Source organism: Nioella sp. MMSF_3534, assembly GCF_030732985.1.
GTDB lineage: Bacteria > Pseudomonadota > Alphaproteobacteria > Rhodobacterales > Rhodobacteraceae > Nioella.
This window is the reverse complement of record NZ_JASHJX010000019.1, coordinates 46,063-59,601: the sequence shown is the minus strand read 5'-3', so window position 1 is coordinate 59,601 and position 13,539 is coordinate 46,063. Positions and strand designations below refer to the sequence as shown.

Sequence of the window (13,539 nt, the reverse complement as noted above, 5' to 3'; positions counted from 1 at the left end):
CTTGTCCCGCAGTATACGCGCTTCCAGGTTTCGAAAGAAGCACCGGCCCCACCCCTTCGGCGGAGCCTCGCCGGCAAGTCTCTGCCAACACCGTTACCAAAAGCTGAACAGCGCAAAAGGACTTGCGCCCGCCTCATGGCCGGATATCTCAGGGGAATGTCGATTGATCCTGATTCAGAACGCCCGATCGTTTTTCTTCACCTGCCCAAAACCGGCGGTCAGACCATTCACCACAGCGTCGGCGCGCTTTTTGGGGAACGGAACATCTCGCCCTACCGGCTGCAATCCCATGTTCGGGACGGGGCGACATTTCCGCCGGAATACCGCATGCATTCGGGCCATCTGCACTGGCACGAGCTGGAAAACGTGCCCGGTGATCCGTTTTCCTTCATGGTTCTGCGAGACCCCCGTGAACGGCTTGGGTCCTTCTACTTCTTCATGCGGGAAGAAGCGCGCAGGTCGCGCGATGCCAATGGGGTGGACTCTCTGCCACCGGCGCAGCGCGCCCTGCTAAACGGTGCATCCGCGCTTTTCTTTTCCGAGGACCCGCAAATTCAGCTGGCCGTGCGGGAAAGGTGGTCCAACCTGACCCTGACCTATCTGGCCCTGCGCAGCCTGATCCGGCGCGGAACCCTCGCAAATGCCCCATTGGCCGACCTTCTGGCGCTGGCCGAGGAAAACAGCCGCAAGTTGACCGCGATCTACCGCTTCGGAGAGTTCGAGAAGATCGAGGATGACATCGAAGCAAGTTTCGGGACACGACCGGATATCGTGACCAAGCACGCCAACCCCGGCCCGCTGGATCGCTCCCGCAGCCGCTGGCAGGCGCTTTTGGACGAATTGGACAGCGATGCGCAGCGCAGCGAGATGGAACGCCACGTCGCCGAGGACCTGAACGTGATGGAGCGGATCACCTTCCGCTAGCGGCGCTTGCGCAGCACCTTCTTCTTGACCTTGGCGGCCTTGGCGCGGGCCTTGCCCGCCTTGCGTCTTGGCCCCGCTCCGCGCCCATGGCGCGCCCCGCGTGGCACGGATTTCCCGTCGATCTCCACCAGTTCCAGCGTCATGCCGCCGGTAACCGGAACCACCTCGGCCAGTTTCACCGTCACCCGTTGCCCGATGCCAATGGTCAGGCCGGTATCGGCCCCCACAAGGGTCTGCGCCTCGGCGTCGTGATGGAAATACTCCCGCCCAAGCGCCCGCATCGGCAGCAGCCCATCCGCGCCGGTATCGTCCAGCTTCACGAAGGCCCCGAACCGGGCGATGCCGCTGATCCGACCGGTAAAGCTTTCGCCCACCCGTTCCGACAGATAGGCCGCGAGATAACGGTCGGTCGTGTCGCGTTCGGCCAGCATCGAGCGGCGTTCGGTGTCCGAGATATGCTTGGCAATGTCGTCGAGCCGCTCAATCTCTTCCGGGCTCAGCCCGTCGCGGCCCCAGCCATGGGCAGAGACCAGCGCCCGGTGCACGATCAGGTCGGAATAGCGCCGGATGGGCGAGGTGAAATGCGCGTATGCCTTCAGCGCCAGCCCGAAATGGCTGAAATTCTGAGGGCTGTAATAGGCCTGCGTCATCGACCGCAGGGTCGACATGTTGATCAGCTCGTCGAACTCTGTCCCTTCGGCGGCGGCAAGCAGGCTGTTCAGGTGCCGGGTTTGCAGCACCTGCCCCTTGGCCAGATTGAAACCGCTGGCCTGCGCCGTTTCCCGCAGGGCGGCGATCTTGTCGGGGTTCGGTTCCTCGTGCACCCGGTAAAGCTGCGGCGTTTTCAGGCGGATCAGCTCCTCGGCGGCGGCGACATTGGCCAGCACCATGAATTCCTCGATCAGCTTGTGGGCATCCAGCCGGTCCTTGAAGGCCACGGATGTCACCTGCCCCTCATCGCTGAGAATGATCTGGCGTTCCGGCAGGTCCAAATCCAGCGGCTGGCGCTTGGCCCGCGCCAGTTTCAGCGCGCCATAGGCGGCGAAGAGCGGTTTCAGAACCGGGTCAACCAGTGGCGCGACCTTGTCATTGGGGTGCCCGTCGATGCCGTTCTGAACCTCTTGATAGTTCAGCGACGCCACAGACCGCATCAGCCCGCGCACGAAGCGGTGCCCGATCTTTTCGCCCTGCGCGTTGATCACCATGCGCACGGCCATACAGGCGCGTGGCACGCCTTCGTGAAGGGAACAAAGATCCCCCGACAGCCGGTCGGGCAGCATCGGCACCACGCGATCCGGGAAATAGGTGGAGTTGCCGCGCTTGCGCGCCTCGCGGTCCAGCGCCGATCCCGGGCGCACGTAATGGGCCACATCGGCAATGGCGACCCAGATCACGAAACCGCCGGGGTTCTTGGGGTCGTCATCTTCATGGGCAAGGCAGGCATCGTCGCGGTCGCGCGCATCGGCCGGGTCGATGGTCAAGAGCGGCATGTCGCGCAGGTCTTCGCGGCCAGACAGCCCGGCAGGCTTCGCCGCATCCGCCTCGGCGATCACGTCGTCGGGAAAATCGTCGGGAATGCCGTGCTGGTGGATGGCAATCAGTGACACCGCCTTGGGTTGCCCCGGATCGCCAAGCCGCTGCACAATGCGCGCCTTCTGCAAGCCCATGCGCCCCTTGGGGCCCGATTGTTCGGCCTCGACCAGTTCGCCGTCCTTGGCACCCTCGGCTGCGGCGGCGGGCACCATCCATTCCTTGTCCGACCCCTTGTCGATTGGCACGATCCGCCCGCCCTCGGCCCCCTTACGGAAGATACCGAGGATCTTGCGTGGGTTGGTACCGATCCGCCGGATCAGGCGGGCGACATATTGGTGATCCTCGCCCTCGACCTCCTGCATCCGCGCCAGAATGCGGTCGCCTTCCCCAAGCGCGGGATCGGTCGCCTTCGCAGCAAACAGGATGCGCGGTTCCGGCCCTTCGCCCAACCATTCCAACGGGCGGCAAAACACATCGCCCAAATCATCTGGCGCCAGCACCTGCAACACCGCAACGGGCGGCAGCCGGTCGGGATCGCGATAGGTCTTCTTGCGCTTCTCCAGATGGCCCTCGGCCTCCAGCTCCTTCAGAATGCGTTTCAGGTCGATCCGCGCGGCGCCCTTGATGCCGAAGGCCCGGGCGATATCGCGTTTCGAGGCATGGCCGGGATTGTCGGAAATCCAGGCAAGAATCTGGTCTTTGGTGGGGATCTGGCTCATGCCCTTGGCCTAGCACGGGCCAAGGGGCGCGTCATGCGGAAAACAAGGGGCTCAGGCGGCCTGCAGGTGCTTGGCGATCCGTTCCTGAAGGTCACGTCGGGCACGGGCCACGAACTCCTCCGGGTCATGGGCCAGCGGCCCAAGCGCCTTCTTTGCAGGCTTGCGCAGCTTGCCGAAGGCGATGCCATAAAGGATGCCGGGCAGGAAGAAGCTGGCAAATCGGGTGCCCTCGTCCCGCAGCAGCGTTTCGATATTCAGCAGCGCATCGAAGACAAGGTTGGAATCGTGGAACAGCACCACGCAATCCTTGGCCATGTATTTGCGCAGATTGAGGAAATCGCGGAAGGCGGCCACGTTGGTATGCTCCCCGTCGATCATGCCAAGCACGTGGTCCGTTGGCACGTCGAAATCCTTCAGATCGCCCGCGTCGCAATCATAGGTGCGCATCTTGGTCAGGCAATCTATCGGCAACACGCCCGCCAGCCCGTCGATCATCCGCTCGGTGGAATTGCCCTCGTAAACCGCATCGCGGCCCCGTTCGTCGCGTAGCACCTCGGGGCGCAGATCGACCGAGGAAATGCGGGTGCAGGCCGGGTCCGCCAGATGTGGTACAAGGCTGCCGCCCAGATGCGAGCCGATCTCGATATAGCTGTAGTCGCCCACCTGATCGCGCAGGAAATTCTGCACCGCCAGCAGCGTTGCCTTGTCCTTGTTGGTGGTCTGGCTCTTGATCTGGAAGACCGAGATATCGCCGTCCTGAATCCGTGAAAGAAGATCGTCCCTGTCGATCATGCCTGCCTCTTGCTGGTTGCCGGGGTCTTTGGCCCCGTGACTGCTCTGGCGGAATCCTAGCGAATCGGATCGTCCACGGCAATCTTTCCGCGCAACAGGTCTTCTGCACAGTCCACATCCGCCAGCATATCCACCTGCGCAATTCGCCGGTCGCCGAGGGTTGCCCTGCTGTCGGCCAGCGCATGCGGCCCGGACCAGCGCACCCTTTTCAGGAACCCCGGCGGGGCGGGGCGCGGACCCAGGCCGATCAGCCAGTAGCCGCCATCGGGGGCAGGTCCGAACACGGCGTCATGGGTGGCCAATGTCCGAAACGCACGCGCCAGATGGGCGCGGGTGATGCCGGGGATATCGCTGCCGATGACCAGAACCGGGCCGGGCCTGGCCAGAAGCCGCGCCATGCGCGCACCGAGGTCGCCTGTTCCTTGCGGGATGCGCGGCAGATCATCCGGCCAGACGCGGCTGGCCAGCCCTTCCGCATCCGGGGACACCGCCAGAGCCAGCTGCCAGCGCGGGTCGCGCAACCGGCGCAGCAGGCGCGTCACCTGCTGGCGATACCACCACGCCGCCGGAACCGTCCCGATACCCTTCGCCAGCCGCGTCTTGACCCGACCGGGGCGCGGTTCCTTCACCATCACGACGACGGTGGGGCGGATCATTGGGCGAAATAGTCGCTCAGGATACGGGCATAGATGCGCTTCAGCGCGTGGATATCCTCGATCCAGACCCGTTCATCCACTTGGTGCATCCGGTGCCCGACCAGACCGAACTCCACCACCGGGCAATGCGATTTGACGAAGCGCGCGTCGGACGTGCCGCCGGTTGTGGACAGGACCGGGGTCAGGCCGGTTTCCGCCGTGACGGCCTTGCTGACCAACTCGGACAGCTCCCCCGGCGGGGTCAGAAACGCCTCGCCCGAGATCTTCACCTCCATCCCGATCTTCACTCCGGTTTCTTCGGCCACCTTGTCGGCCTCGGCTTGCAGCCACTCCGTCAGGCTCGCGCCCGTGTGCAGATCGTTGAAGCGTAGGTTAACCGCCATCCGGGTTTCTGCCGGGATCACGTTTGTCGCGGCATTGCCGGTGTCGATGGTTGTCACGGAACAGGTGGACGGGTCGAAATGGTCGGTCCCCTCATCCAGCACATGCGCCGAAAGCCGGTGCGCCAGCAACGCCACGGCGGGCATCGGGTTCAGCACCTTGTGCAGATAGGCGGAATGCCCTTGCTTGCCCTTCACGGTAAACCACGCGGACATGGAGCCCCTGCGCCCGATCTTGATCATGTCGCCGATGGTTTCCGGACAGGTCGGTTCGCCGACGATGCAGGCGCTCATCTTCTCGCCCTCGGCCTCCATCCAGTCGAGCAGGGCAATGGTGCCATCGGTCGAGGGGCCTTCCTCATCGCCGGTGATGGTCAGCACGATAGCCCCGTCAGGCGGCGTGTCGCGGACGAAGTCGATCGCCGCCGCCGCAAAGGCTGCAACGCCCGATTTCATGTCTGTCGCCCCGCGCCCGTAGAGCCAGCCATCCTCCTCTTCAGCCCCGAATGGCGGGTGGGTCCAGGCGGCTGCGTCGCCGACCGGCACCACATCCGTGTGGCCATTGAACCCGAAGGTCCGGGCATGACCCTTATCCCCCCACCGGGCATACAGGTTCGACACCTCGCCCCGATCCACACGCGTGCAGGTAAACCCCGCCTCGGACAGCACCCGATCCAGCAGCACCAGTGCGCCGCCTTCTTCCGGCGTGACCGAGGCGCAGCGCACCAGATCGGCGGTCAGTTTCTGCGGGTCGGTCATGGCCTGGCTCTCCTCATTCCGGGTGTCACAGCGATAGACCTGTGGCCCGCGGGACTCAAGTACACGCCGGGACGCGCAAGGGCTTAACTTGTGACAAGAACAGGGCTATTCTGCGGCAAAACAAAGAATGACGGGCATTATCGGCGCAGAGAACGCACCAGCAGGCAGGTGCATTCCCACGTAATCCGCGACGATCATGCCGATGAATGGGGCAGAGCACATGCCAGTCACGGCAAGTGAACTTACGATCGACCATCGGGCGACGGCCAATGAAATGGCCGAGACCATCTTTGGCGACGGTGTCACCGTTGTCAGCGCGTCCTATTCAGGCGACCGCAATTCATCGGGCATCTGGTCCGATGGCGATACGACCTCGCCAAATGCCACGCCGTCCGATTCCGGTGTAATCCTGTCCACCGGGCAGGTGCGTGACTTCACCAACTCCTCGGGCGATCCGAACGTCAGCACCAGCACCTCGACCAACACGCGTGGCGTCAACAACGATTCCGGTTTCAACGCACTGGCCGGGCGTAGCACCTATGACGCCGCCATTCTGGAGGCGGATTTCATCCCCGAGGGTGATACGCTGACGATGCAGTTCACCTTCGCGTCCGAGGAATACCCCGAATATGTCGGGTCGATCTTCAACGATGCGGTCGGCATCTGGATCAACGGGGTCGAGGTCGCCTCGCCCGTCTTCCAGATCGCCCAGATCAACAACGTCAACAACACGTCCAACGAAACGCTCTATGTCAGCAACACCGATGACAGCGCCAATACCGAGATGGACGGCTATACCGTGACCCTGTCGGTGATGATGACGGTCAATCCAAATCAGGTGAACACCATCCGGCTTGGCATCGCCGATGTCGGGGACAGCAGCTACGATTCCGCCATTCTGATTGCGGCGGACTCGGTGCAGGGGCGTGTCTTCGCCAATGACGACACGGCCACATTCTCGGGCTACGGGGACATCTCTGTCGATGTGATCGCCAATGATCAGGCGGCGAATACGATGGTGGTGACCCATATCAACGGGCAGGCCGTCAGCGTCGGTGACACGGTGACGCTTAGCAACGGGTTTGACGTTACGCTTCAGGCCGACGGCACCCTGCTGGTCGAGGCCCCCACCGGCTATACTCTCCCGACGACGCCAGAGGATTTCACCTTTTCCTACACGGCGGCGGCAGGCGGCGGGAACGGCATCTCCGACACTGCCTTCGTCACCATTACCACGATCCCCTGTTTCGTGGCGGGCACCCGGATCCGCACGGATCGGGGCGATATCCCGGTCGAGGCGCTGCGCGTCGGCGATCTGGTGGACACCCGCGACAACGGGTTGCAGCCCATTCGCTGGATCGGCAACCGCACGGTCGAGGCCATCGGCAATTTCGCCCCCATCGTCATCGAACGCGGCACCATGGGGTTCCACGACACGCTGGTCCTGTCGCCCCAGCACCGGGTTTTGGTCAGTCACCACATGGCCGAACTTCTGTTTGGCGAGGATGAGGTTCTGGTTGCCGCAAAGGATCTGGTCAATGACTGCTCGATCCGGGTGCGCGAAGGCGGCACGGTCGAGTATTTCCACCTGCTCTTTGACGAACACCAGATCATCTGGTCCGAGGGGTTGCAGACCGAAAGCTTCCATCCAGGGCCTGTGACCATGTCGGGCTTTGACGATGCGGTGCGGGAGGAGATCATCTCACTTTTCCCGGATCTGGACCTGACAACCGGCCACGGATACAGCGCATCGGCAAGACCCAGCCTGCGCAGCTTTGAGGCCGCGGCGCTTTTCGGCTGAGTCACATTCTTTCCACATTTCCGAACGACTTCGGCCCCAACTCCACGGATATGATCCAATCCAGTGGAATGAGGGGCATTGTTTCGGCATGAGCTGGCTGGCGATCTGGGATGGACGGAAACTGACGCATTTCGATGCGCGGGCACGCATGGCGGAGCTGTCCCATGGCACTATTCGCTTCGAGATGACGCTCAGGGGTGAACTGCAGGTGCCCGCAATCCTGTGGCAGGGCCGCACCGGCACCGCCCGCGACCTGCGCATTACCTGCCGCCCGAACGGCACGGTTTGCGTCGAACAAGGCGCGTTCCTGTTTGAAACCGATGCGGGTTTCCTGTTTTCCCGCGAGCCGCTGCTGTTGCACTTCACCTGGGACAGGTTGGGAAAAACCGGCCAGCTTGTCCTGACCAATGGCCAGACCGGCAACCGCATCGTCACCCATACCGGCAGCATCGCGCCCAACAGCCTGGCCGAGATCATTCCCGAAACTCCCGGCCCCATGGTGTCCGTCGCCTATGCGGGTGTTGCCAACCATCCATTGCCTGACACATCATTGCCCGGCATCGCGGGCGACACACGCATTCAGACCCCGAAAGGCCCGGTCCGGGTGGCCGACCTGCAACCGGGCATGAGCATCCTGTCGCAAAAAGGCGAGGAACAGACCGTTCGCTGGATCGGCCAGACCGATCTGCTGGCCCGTGGCCCATCCGCCCCTATCCGCCTGCGTGCGCCCTATTTCGGCCTGACCGAAGATATCGTCGTCTCCCGCAACCAGAAACTGCTGCTCAGCGGAAGCGAGGTCGAATATCTGTTCGGAGAGGAGCAGGTGCTGGCCCGGGTCGAGGATATCCGCCGCGCCAGCGCCGCGCAGATCTGCCTCGAACGGCCCATGGTCACCACCTATCACGTGCTTCTGGACGATCACGATTGCCTGCTGGCAGGGCGCTGTGCGCTGGATACGGCTTTGTTGGCCGACGTCCTGGAAGCAACCGGAAAATCCTCCGCCCGTCTGGCGGAACCCGATCGCATCCCGGCCTGGACCGTGATCGACCGCGCCGGGGCACAGGCCTATCTGGGGATGCTGGCCCAGAACCGGTCCTTCGCGGCCTGACGCAGGTTTATCCGTCTTCATACAGCTCCAGAGGCAGCCCGTCCGGGTCGCTGAAGAAGGCAAACGTGCGGCCCGTCAGATCGTCCACACGGATCGGCTCGACCGGGATCCCCTGCGCCTTTAGCCAGTCTCTTGCAGCCGCCACATCCGCAACCCGAAACGCCAGAGATGCCGCAGCCCCTGCGCCTCGGGGTAGGAGGGCCGGGCGGGGGCATCGGGAAAGCCGAACAGCTCGATTTGCGACCCATCGGGCAAGGCAAGGTCCAGCTTCCACGACTGCCGCTCGGCCCGAAACGTCTCGGCCACAACCCGCAGCCCCAGGATATCCACGTAAAATGCCCGGGACCGCGCGTAATCCGAACAGATGATCGCGGCATGGTGGAGGCCCAGAAACATCGGCGGGCCCTAGTCGTCCCCGTCACCGAAATAGGGCGTCATCTGCGCCACGATGACGGAGTTTTCGTCCGCCGCGCGCTGCATCAGGGCGACCTCTTCCTCGGGGATCTCATGACCCAGCTCGCGCCGTTCCTCCAGCGTGCCATAGCCCTGCACATCCAGCGGTGCCAGATCCGCCTGTTTCAGGATCGCCACGGTTTCGCGCACCGCCTCGGCTTCGTCCACGCCAGAGGCATAGATCATCAGCCCCGCACCGGTCGCGCCCTTGGGCAAGCCGTCTCCGGTCTTGCGGCCAACCTCGACCACAAGCGTATAGACCTGCTGCTGTTTCTTTTCCTTTGCCATGCCAGCGCCCTAGCCCCCTGCGTCGTTTCGGTCAAGCGCAGCCTTGGCCGTTGACCTGCGCCACACTTCGTTTCATCCCTGAAAGCATGACTGACCTGCGCCGCCGCATCGCCTTTCCCAAGGGCACCGTTCTGTTCCAGCCGGGACAGGCCTGCCCCGGTCTCGTGCTGCTCGACAAGGGGACCATCAAGGTCACGCTGACCGCCGCCAATGGGCGAGAGGTGGTTCTCTACCGCGTCAGCCCCGGCGATATGTGCCTGCAAACCTTCGCCTGTCTGGTCGAGGGACGTAGCTATTCCGCCGAGGGCGTGGCCGAAAACGATCTGGAGGGTGAGCTGGTGCCACCCGATCGGTTCCGCACCCGGCTGGAAACCGACCCTGCCTTTCGCGATCTTGTGTTCTCCGCCGTCGCCAACCGCTTCGGCGAATATGAACGGCTGATCGAGGACGTGGCCTTGACCGGGTTCGACGCGCGGCTGGCGCGGGTGCTGCTGCGGTTGGCCGATGCGGCGGGCGAGGTCCATGCGTCGCACAACGCGCTTGCCATCGAAACCGCCTCTGGCCGGGCCTTCGTCAGCCGACGTATGGCGGAACTGGCGCGGGCGGGGCTGGTGGAACAGCAGCGCGGCGGGGTCAGGGTGCTGGACCGGGCCGGTTTGGAACGGATTGCCGCAGAGGAACGGTGACTCTGTCACCGCCGCCGGGCGGGCACCGGCGCTATAATCCCACCATATCGCAAGCCTCTTGAAAGGAGACGCGCCATGCCTCGCAACGAAGGTAACATCGACCGCGCCCTGCGCATCATCGCGGGTATCGTCCTTATCGCCCTTGTCTTCGTCGGCCCGCAGACCAACTGGGGCTGGATCGGCATCGTGCCGCTGGTAACCGGCCTTGCGGGCTTCTGCCCACTCTACCGCATCCTCGGCCTGAACACCTGCCCGCTGCATCAGCGTCAGGGCTGACCAGATATCCCCCGCCTTCGGAGCAAGGAAGGCGGGGGATCGTCACGGGCGGCACTGTTCAGGGACAGTGGGGGTCAGCGCCGGCCCATGAAATCGCTGCTGACGGAGCCATGAAAGCAGCGGGGGAAAAACGGATAAGTATCGGTGGCGAAATAGGTCAGCGTGCCATTGACCACGGCGGCGTTGCATTCATCCAGATTGCCGCTGCCCGCCGCATAGACCCAGTCTTCCTCGTAGGTGCCATCATAGGCCCCATAAGGCGCGCTTCCCCGCGTGCCGGACCGCAACTGCCAGCCGGATTGGGCACCCTCCCCGACATAGTGGATCTCGAACCCATCGGCGGCCCAGCCGATCAGACTACCAGACTGCGACCCCACAAGGCTCTCGGATACGCCGTGATAGTGGTAGAGCCCCCGATGATCCACATGGGCGTTCTCGGCATCCATCCCCAGCATGTCCGCCGCGCCCATCCCCTCCAGCCGCCATCCCGATGACGGATCACGCGAAAAGCCGCGCGGGCTGCTGGCGTCGTAGAAATCGGCCGTGCCGGGGCGGAACAGGATACCGGTGATCGAGATGCCGGAGCTTTGGACGCGCCGGGTGATGCGGCCCGTCTCCTCCGGTTCCGCATCCACGCAAACCCGTGTGGTCTGCTCGGCAAAGCTGTGCGGGTTGCCGCGGTTCGGGAAGCGCCCGATATCGTGGTTCGGGCTGGAGTTGGAGGTGACACACAGCCGGTCACCCTCCAGCCTGATATCCACCTCGTTTTCATGGGCCTCACCGGCCTGCACCCACAGGCCAAGCCCGAGGGCCAGGGTCAGTATCAGGGCTTTCCTCATCGCGCGTCCTCCTCGGCTGTTCATGCCGGGTTACACGCGGGGGTTGCGTCTTTCCGTCGAAATCTTTTTCAGTGTGGCGTTTAACGGCCGCGCAACTGCCGAGCGCCCCAGATGATCAGGCAGGCTCCGGCAAAACCGACAAGGCCTTGTGAAATCCAGGTGGGCGAAGCGCTGATCCCCACCAGCCGCAGCAGGAAGTTTGCAACGATGGCCCCGACGATCCCAAGGATCACATTGGCAACCAGCCCGGTATCGGCCCGCATGAAGGTGCTGGCAACCCAGCCTGCCAACCCGCCGACGATAATCGCCGCGATCCATCCCAAACCTTGCATTCCAGATGCTCCAAATCGTTTCGATGCGGGAACATTAGCACAAGGTCATCGAGGGGTTGCACCGAAAATCACAGGGCGGGGGACGCGTTTTCGAAAACGCGTTTGAAAGGCGCTTCGAAGCGCCTTCCACCGCCCGGCCAAATCGTCGGATCAGTCCCGAAGCAACTCGTTGATGCCGGTCTTGGAGCGGGTCTGCTCGTCCACCCGCTTCACGATCACGGCACAATAAAGGTTCACACCGTTCTTCGACGGCATGGAGCCAGCCACGACCACCGAATAGGGCGGCACCTCGCCATACATGACCTCGCCGGTCTCCCGATCCACGATCTTGGTGGACTTGCCGATGAAGACTCCCATACCGAGGACCGAGCCCTCGCGCACGATGCAGCCTTCCACGACCTCGGAGCGCGCCCCGATAAAGCAATTGTCCTCGATGATCGTGGGGCCCGCCTGCATCGGCTCCAGCACGCCGCCGATCCCGACGCCGCCCGACAGGTGCACGTTCTTGCCGATCTGCGCGCAACTGCCCACCGTGGCCCAGGTATCGACCATGGTGCCGCTGTCCACATAGGCGCCCAGGTTCACGAAGGAGGGCATCAGCACCACGCCGGGCGCGATATAGGCCGATTTGCGCACCACGCAGTTGGGCACCGCGCGGAAACCCGCCGCGCCCCATTCGTTTTCACCCCAGGTCGCCCATTTGCTGTCGACCTTGTCCCACCAGCTGCCGCCCTGGGCGCTGCCGGACTGCATTTCCATATCCTTCAGGCGAAAGCCCAGAAGAACCGCTTTCTTGGCCCATTGATTCACATGCCAGTCGCCGCTGTCCTGCCGTTCAGCAACGCGCAGGCTGCCACTGTCGAGCGCATTCAGCGTATCCTCGATGGCCTCGCGGGTTTCGCCAGTGGTGGCGGGGGTGATCTGGTCGCGCGCGTCCCACGCGGCTTCGATGGCGGATTCGAGCTGAGCGTTCGACATGGGGGCCTCCGGTTTCCTTGGTCCCGGGCGCTATATCCGACCGGACCGCGCGGCTCAATCGGCAAATACGACGCTTCACGACCACGCGAAGACGGGTTTCATCCGGCACCGCCGCGGGGTAGCGTTAACTCTTGCCGAGGACCGAAAGGAAACGAGTGATGCATGACGACGCCCGCGACGGGCTGTTCCGCGACGCCCATACCGATATCGAAACCGCCCGTCATGTGCCGGACACGCCGCAGACCCGTGCGCCCGCCTACCAGCTGGCCTTTACCGATGACGATTTCATGTGCCGGGACGAATTGCGGCCCGTGCGGTTGCAGCTGGAACTGCTGAAGCCGCAGATGATCATGGATGAATACGGGGTGAAATCGACCATCGTGATGTTCGGTGGCGCCCGCATCCCCGAGCCGTCCAAGGCCGACAGCGCGCGCACCCGGACCCTGAGGGACCTGTCGCACTATTATGACGAGGCGCGCAAATTCGCCCGGATCGTCACCGAACGCAGCCTTAACAACGGCCAGCATGACAACATCATCGTCACCGGCGGTGGTCCCGGCGTGATGGAGGCCGGCAGCCGGGGCGCGGCGGATGCGGGCGGTGTGTCCATCGGGCTCAATATCGTCCTGCCGCATGAGCAGGCGCCCAATGAATATGTGACGCCCGACCTCTGCTTCAACTTCCACTACTTCGCCATCCGCAAGATGCATTTCCTGATGCGCGCCAAGGCGATCACCATCTTCCCCGGCGGGTTCGGCACGCTCGATGAGATGTTCGAGAGCCTGACCCTGATCCAGACCGGCCGGATGGAGCGGGTGCCGTTCCTGCTGTTCGGCCGTGCCTTCTGGGAAAAGATCATCAACTGGGAGGCTCTGGCCGACGCGGGCACGATCAGCCCCGAAGACCTTGACCTCTTCCGCTTTGTCGAAACGGCGGAAGAGGCCGTGGAGATCATAGATAGCTGGGGCGACACCGCGCGCCGGGGTGATATTCCGGGGCGCTAGGCCGCCCCGGC

At 63.6% G+C, this 13,539-nt stretch carries 16 protein-coding genes; 6 read left to right on the top strand and 10 right to left on the bottom strand.

Annotation, left to right across the window (positions count from 1 at the left end; translation table 11 throughout):
- Nucleotides 1-156: 156 nt before the first annotated feature.
- Nucleotides 157-924 (top strand): sulfotransferase family 2 domain-containing protein, encoded by a 768-nt coding sequence (locus tag RBB16_RS09970; RefSeq protein WP_306046018.1) that lies wholly within the window; start codon nt 157-159, stop codon nt 922-924.
- Here RBB16_RS09970 and rnr read toward each other — a convergent pair.
- Genes rnr through dapE form a run of 4 tightly spaced genes read right to left on the bottom strand, consistent with a single transcriptional unit; the run spans nt 921 to nt 5,763 of the window.
- Entirely contained in the window at nt 921-3,176 is a 2,256-nt protein-coding gene (gene rnr, locus RBB16_RS09965) for a ribonuclease R (RefSeq protein WP_306046017.1), read from the bottom strand. The genes RBB16_RS09970 and rnr overlap by 4 nt on opposite strands.
- A 51-nt stretch (nt 3,177-3,227) precedes the next feature.
- Nucleotides 3,228-3,968 carry a class I SAM-dependent methyltransferase gene (locus RBB16_RS09960; protein ID WP_306046016.1) on the bottom strand — a complete coding sequence of 247 codons (741 nt, stop codon included), beginning with the start codon at nt 3,966-3,968 and terminating at the stop codon, nt 3,228-3,230.
- Between the two features lie 56 nt (nt 3,969-4,024).
- A complete protein-coding gene (locus RBB16_RS09955) occupies nt 4,025-4,624 on the bottom strand; it encodes a TIGR04282 family arsenosugar biosynthesis glycosyltransferase (RefSeq protein ID WP_371931234.1) in 600 nt (199 codons plus the stop codon).
- Nucleotides 4,621-5,763 carry a succinyl-diaminopimelate desuccinylase gene (gene dapE, locus RBB16_RS09950; protein ID WP_306046015.1) on the bottom strand — a complete coding sequence of 381 codons (1,143 nt, stop codon included), beginning with the start codon at nt 5,761-5,763 and terminating at the stop codon, nt 4,621-4,623. The genes RBB16_RS09955 and dapE overlap by 4 nt, the downstream gene beginning before the upstream one ends.
- A 220-nt stretch (nt 5,764-5,983) precedes the next feature.
- Between dapE and RBB16_RS09945 the strand changes: the two genes are divergently transcribed.
- Entirely contained in the window at nt 5,984-7,564 is a 1,581-nt protein-coding gene (locus tag RBB16_RS09945; protein WP_306046014.1) for a choice-of-anchor L domain-containing protein, read from the top strand.
- Between the two features lie 88 nt (nt 7,565-7,652).
- Complete coding sequence (locus RBB16_RS09940) at nt 7,653-8,672, top strand: Hint domain-containing protein (RefSeq protein WP_306046013.1); 1,020 nt, start codon at nt 7,653-7,655, stop codon at nt 8,670-8,672.
- 7 nt (nt 8,673-8,679) lie between these two features.
- Here the strand turns inward: RBB16_RS09940 and RBB16_RS09935 are convergent, their stop codons facing one another.
- From RBB16_RS09935 to RBB16_RS09925, 3 genes are read right to left on the bottom strand one after another with little or no spacing between them, the layout of a single operon-like run.
- The gene (locus tag RBB16_RS09935) at nt 8,680-8,817 is read right to left on the bottom strand and encodes a VOC family protein (protein ID WP_306046012.1); all 138 of its coding nucleotides are present in this window, start codon (nt 8,815-8,817) and stop codon (nt 8,680-8,682) included.
- A complete protein-coding gene (locus tag RBB16_RS09930; protein WP_306046011.1) occupies nt 8,793-9,068 on the bottom strand; it encodes a VOC family protein in 276 nt (91 codons plus the stop codon). The genes RBB16_RS09935 and RBB16_RS09930 overlap by 25 nt, the downstream gene beginning before the upstream one ends.
- A gap of 9 nt (nt 9,069-9,077) precedes the next feature.
- Nucleotides 9,078-9,413 carry a hypothetical protein gene (locus RBB16_RS09925; protein WP_306046010.1) on the bottom strand — a complete coding sequence of 112 codons (336 nt, stop codon included), beginning with the start codon at nt 9,411-9,413 and terminating at the stop codon, nt 9,078-9,080.
- Between the two features lie 86 nt (nt 9,414-9,499).
- Between RBB16_RS09925 and RBB16_RS09920 the strand changes: the two genes are divergently transcribed.
- Nucleotides 9,500-10,099, top strand: a complete 600-nt coding sequence (locus RBB16_RS09920; RefSeq protein WP_306046009.1) for a Crp/Fnr family transcriptional regulator — start codon at nt 9,500-9,502, stop codon at nt 10,097-10,099.
- 75 nt (nt 10,100-10,174) lie between these two features.
- Nucleotides 10,175-10,375, top strand: coding sequence for a DUF2892 domain-containing protein (locus tag RBB16_RS09915; protein WP_306046008.1), 201 nt, complete (start codon nt 10,175-10,177; stop codon nt 10,373-10,375).
- 74 nt (nt 10,376-10,449) lie between these two features.
- On the opposite strand, the gene RBB16_RS09910 is transcribed toward RBB16_RS09915, so the two are convergent.
- The 3 genes from RBB16_RS09910 to dapD form a co-directional block, all read right to left on the bottom strand.
- Nucleotides 10,450-11,214 carry a YHYH protein gene (locus RBB16_RS09910; protein ID WP_306046007.1) on the bottom strand — a complete coding sequence of 255 codons (765 nt, stop codon included), beginning with the start codon at nt 11,212-11,214 and terminating at the stop codon, nt 10,450-10,452.
- 80 nt (nt 11,215-11,294) lie between these two features.
- The gene (locus tag RBB16_RS09905; RefSeq protein ID WP_306046006.1) at nt 11,295-11,546 is read right to left on the bottom strand and encodes a GlsB/YeaQ/YmgE family stress response membrane protein; all 252 of its coding nucleotides are present in this window, start codon (nt 11,544-11,546) and stop codon (nt 11,295-11,297) included.
- A gap of 150 nt (nt 11,547-11,696) precedes the next feature.
- Nucleotides 11,697-12,524, bottom strand: coding sequence for a 2,3,4,5-tetrahydropyridine-2,6-dicarboxylate N-succinyltransferase (gene dapD, locus RBB16_RS09900; RefSeq protein WP_306046005.1), 828 nt, complete (start codon nt 12,522-12,524; stop codon nt 11,697-11,699).
- Between the two features lie 158 nt (nt 12,525-12,682).
- Between dapD and RBB16_RS09895 the strand changes: the two genes are divergently transcribed.
- Nucleotides 12,683-13,528: a TIGR00730 family Rossman fold protein gene (locus RBB16_RS09895; protein ID WP_306046004.1), complete on the top strand. Its 846-nt coding sequence runs from the start codon at nt 12,683-12,685 to the stop codon at nt 13,526-13,528.
- The last annotated feature ends 11 nt before the right edge of the window (nt 13,529-13,539 follow it).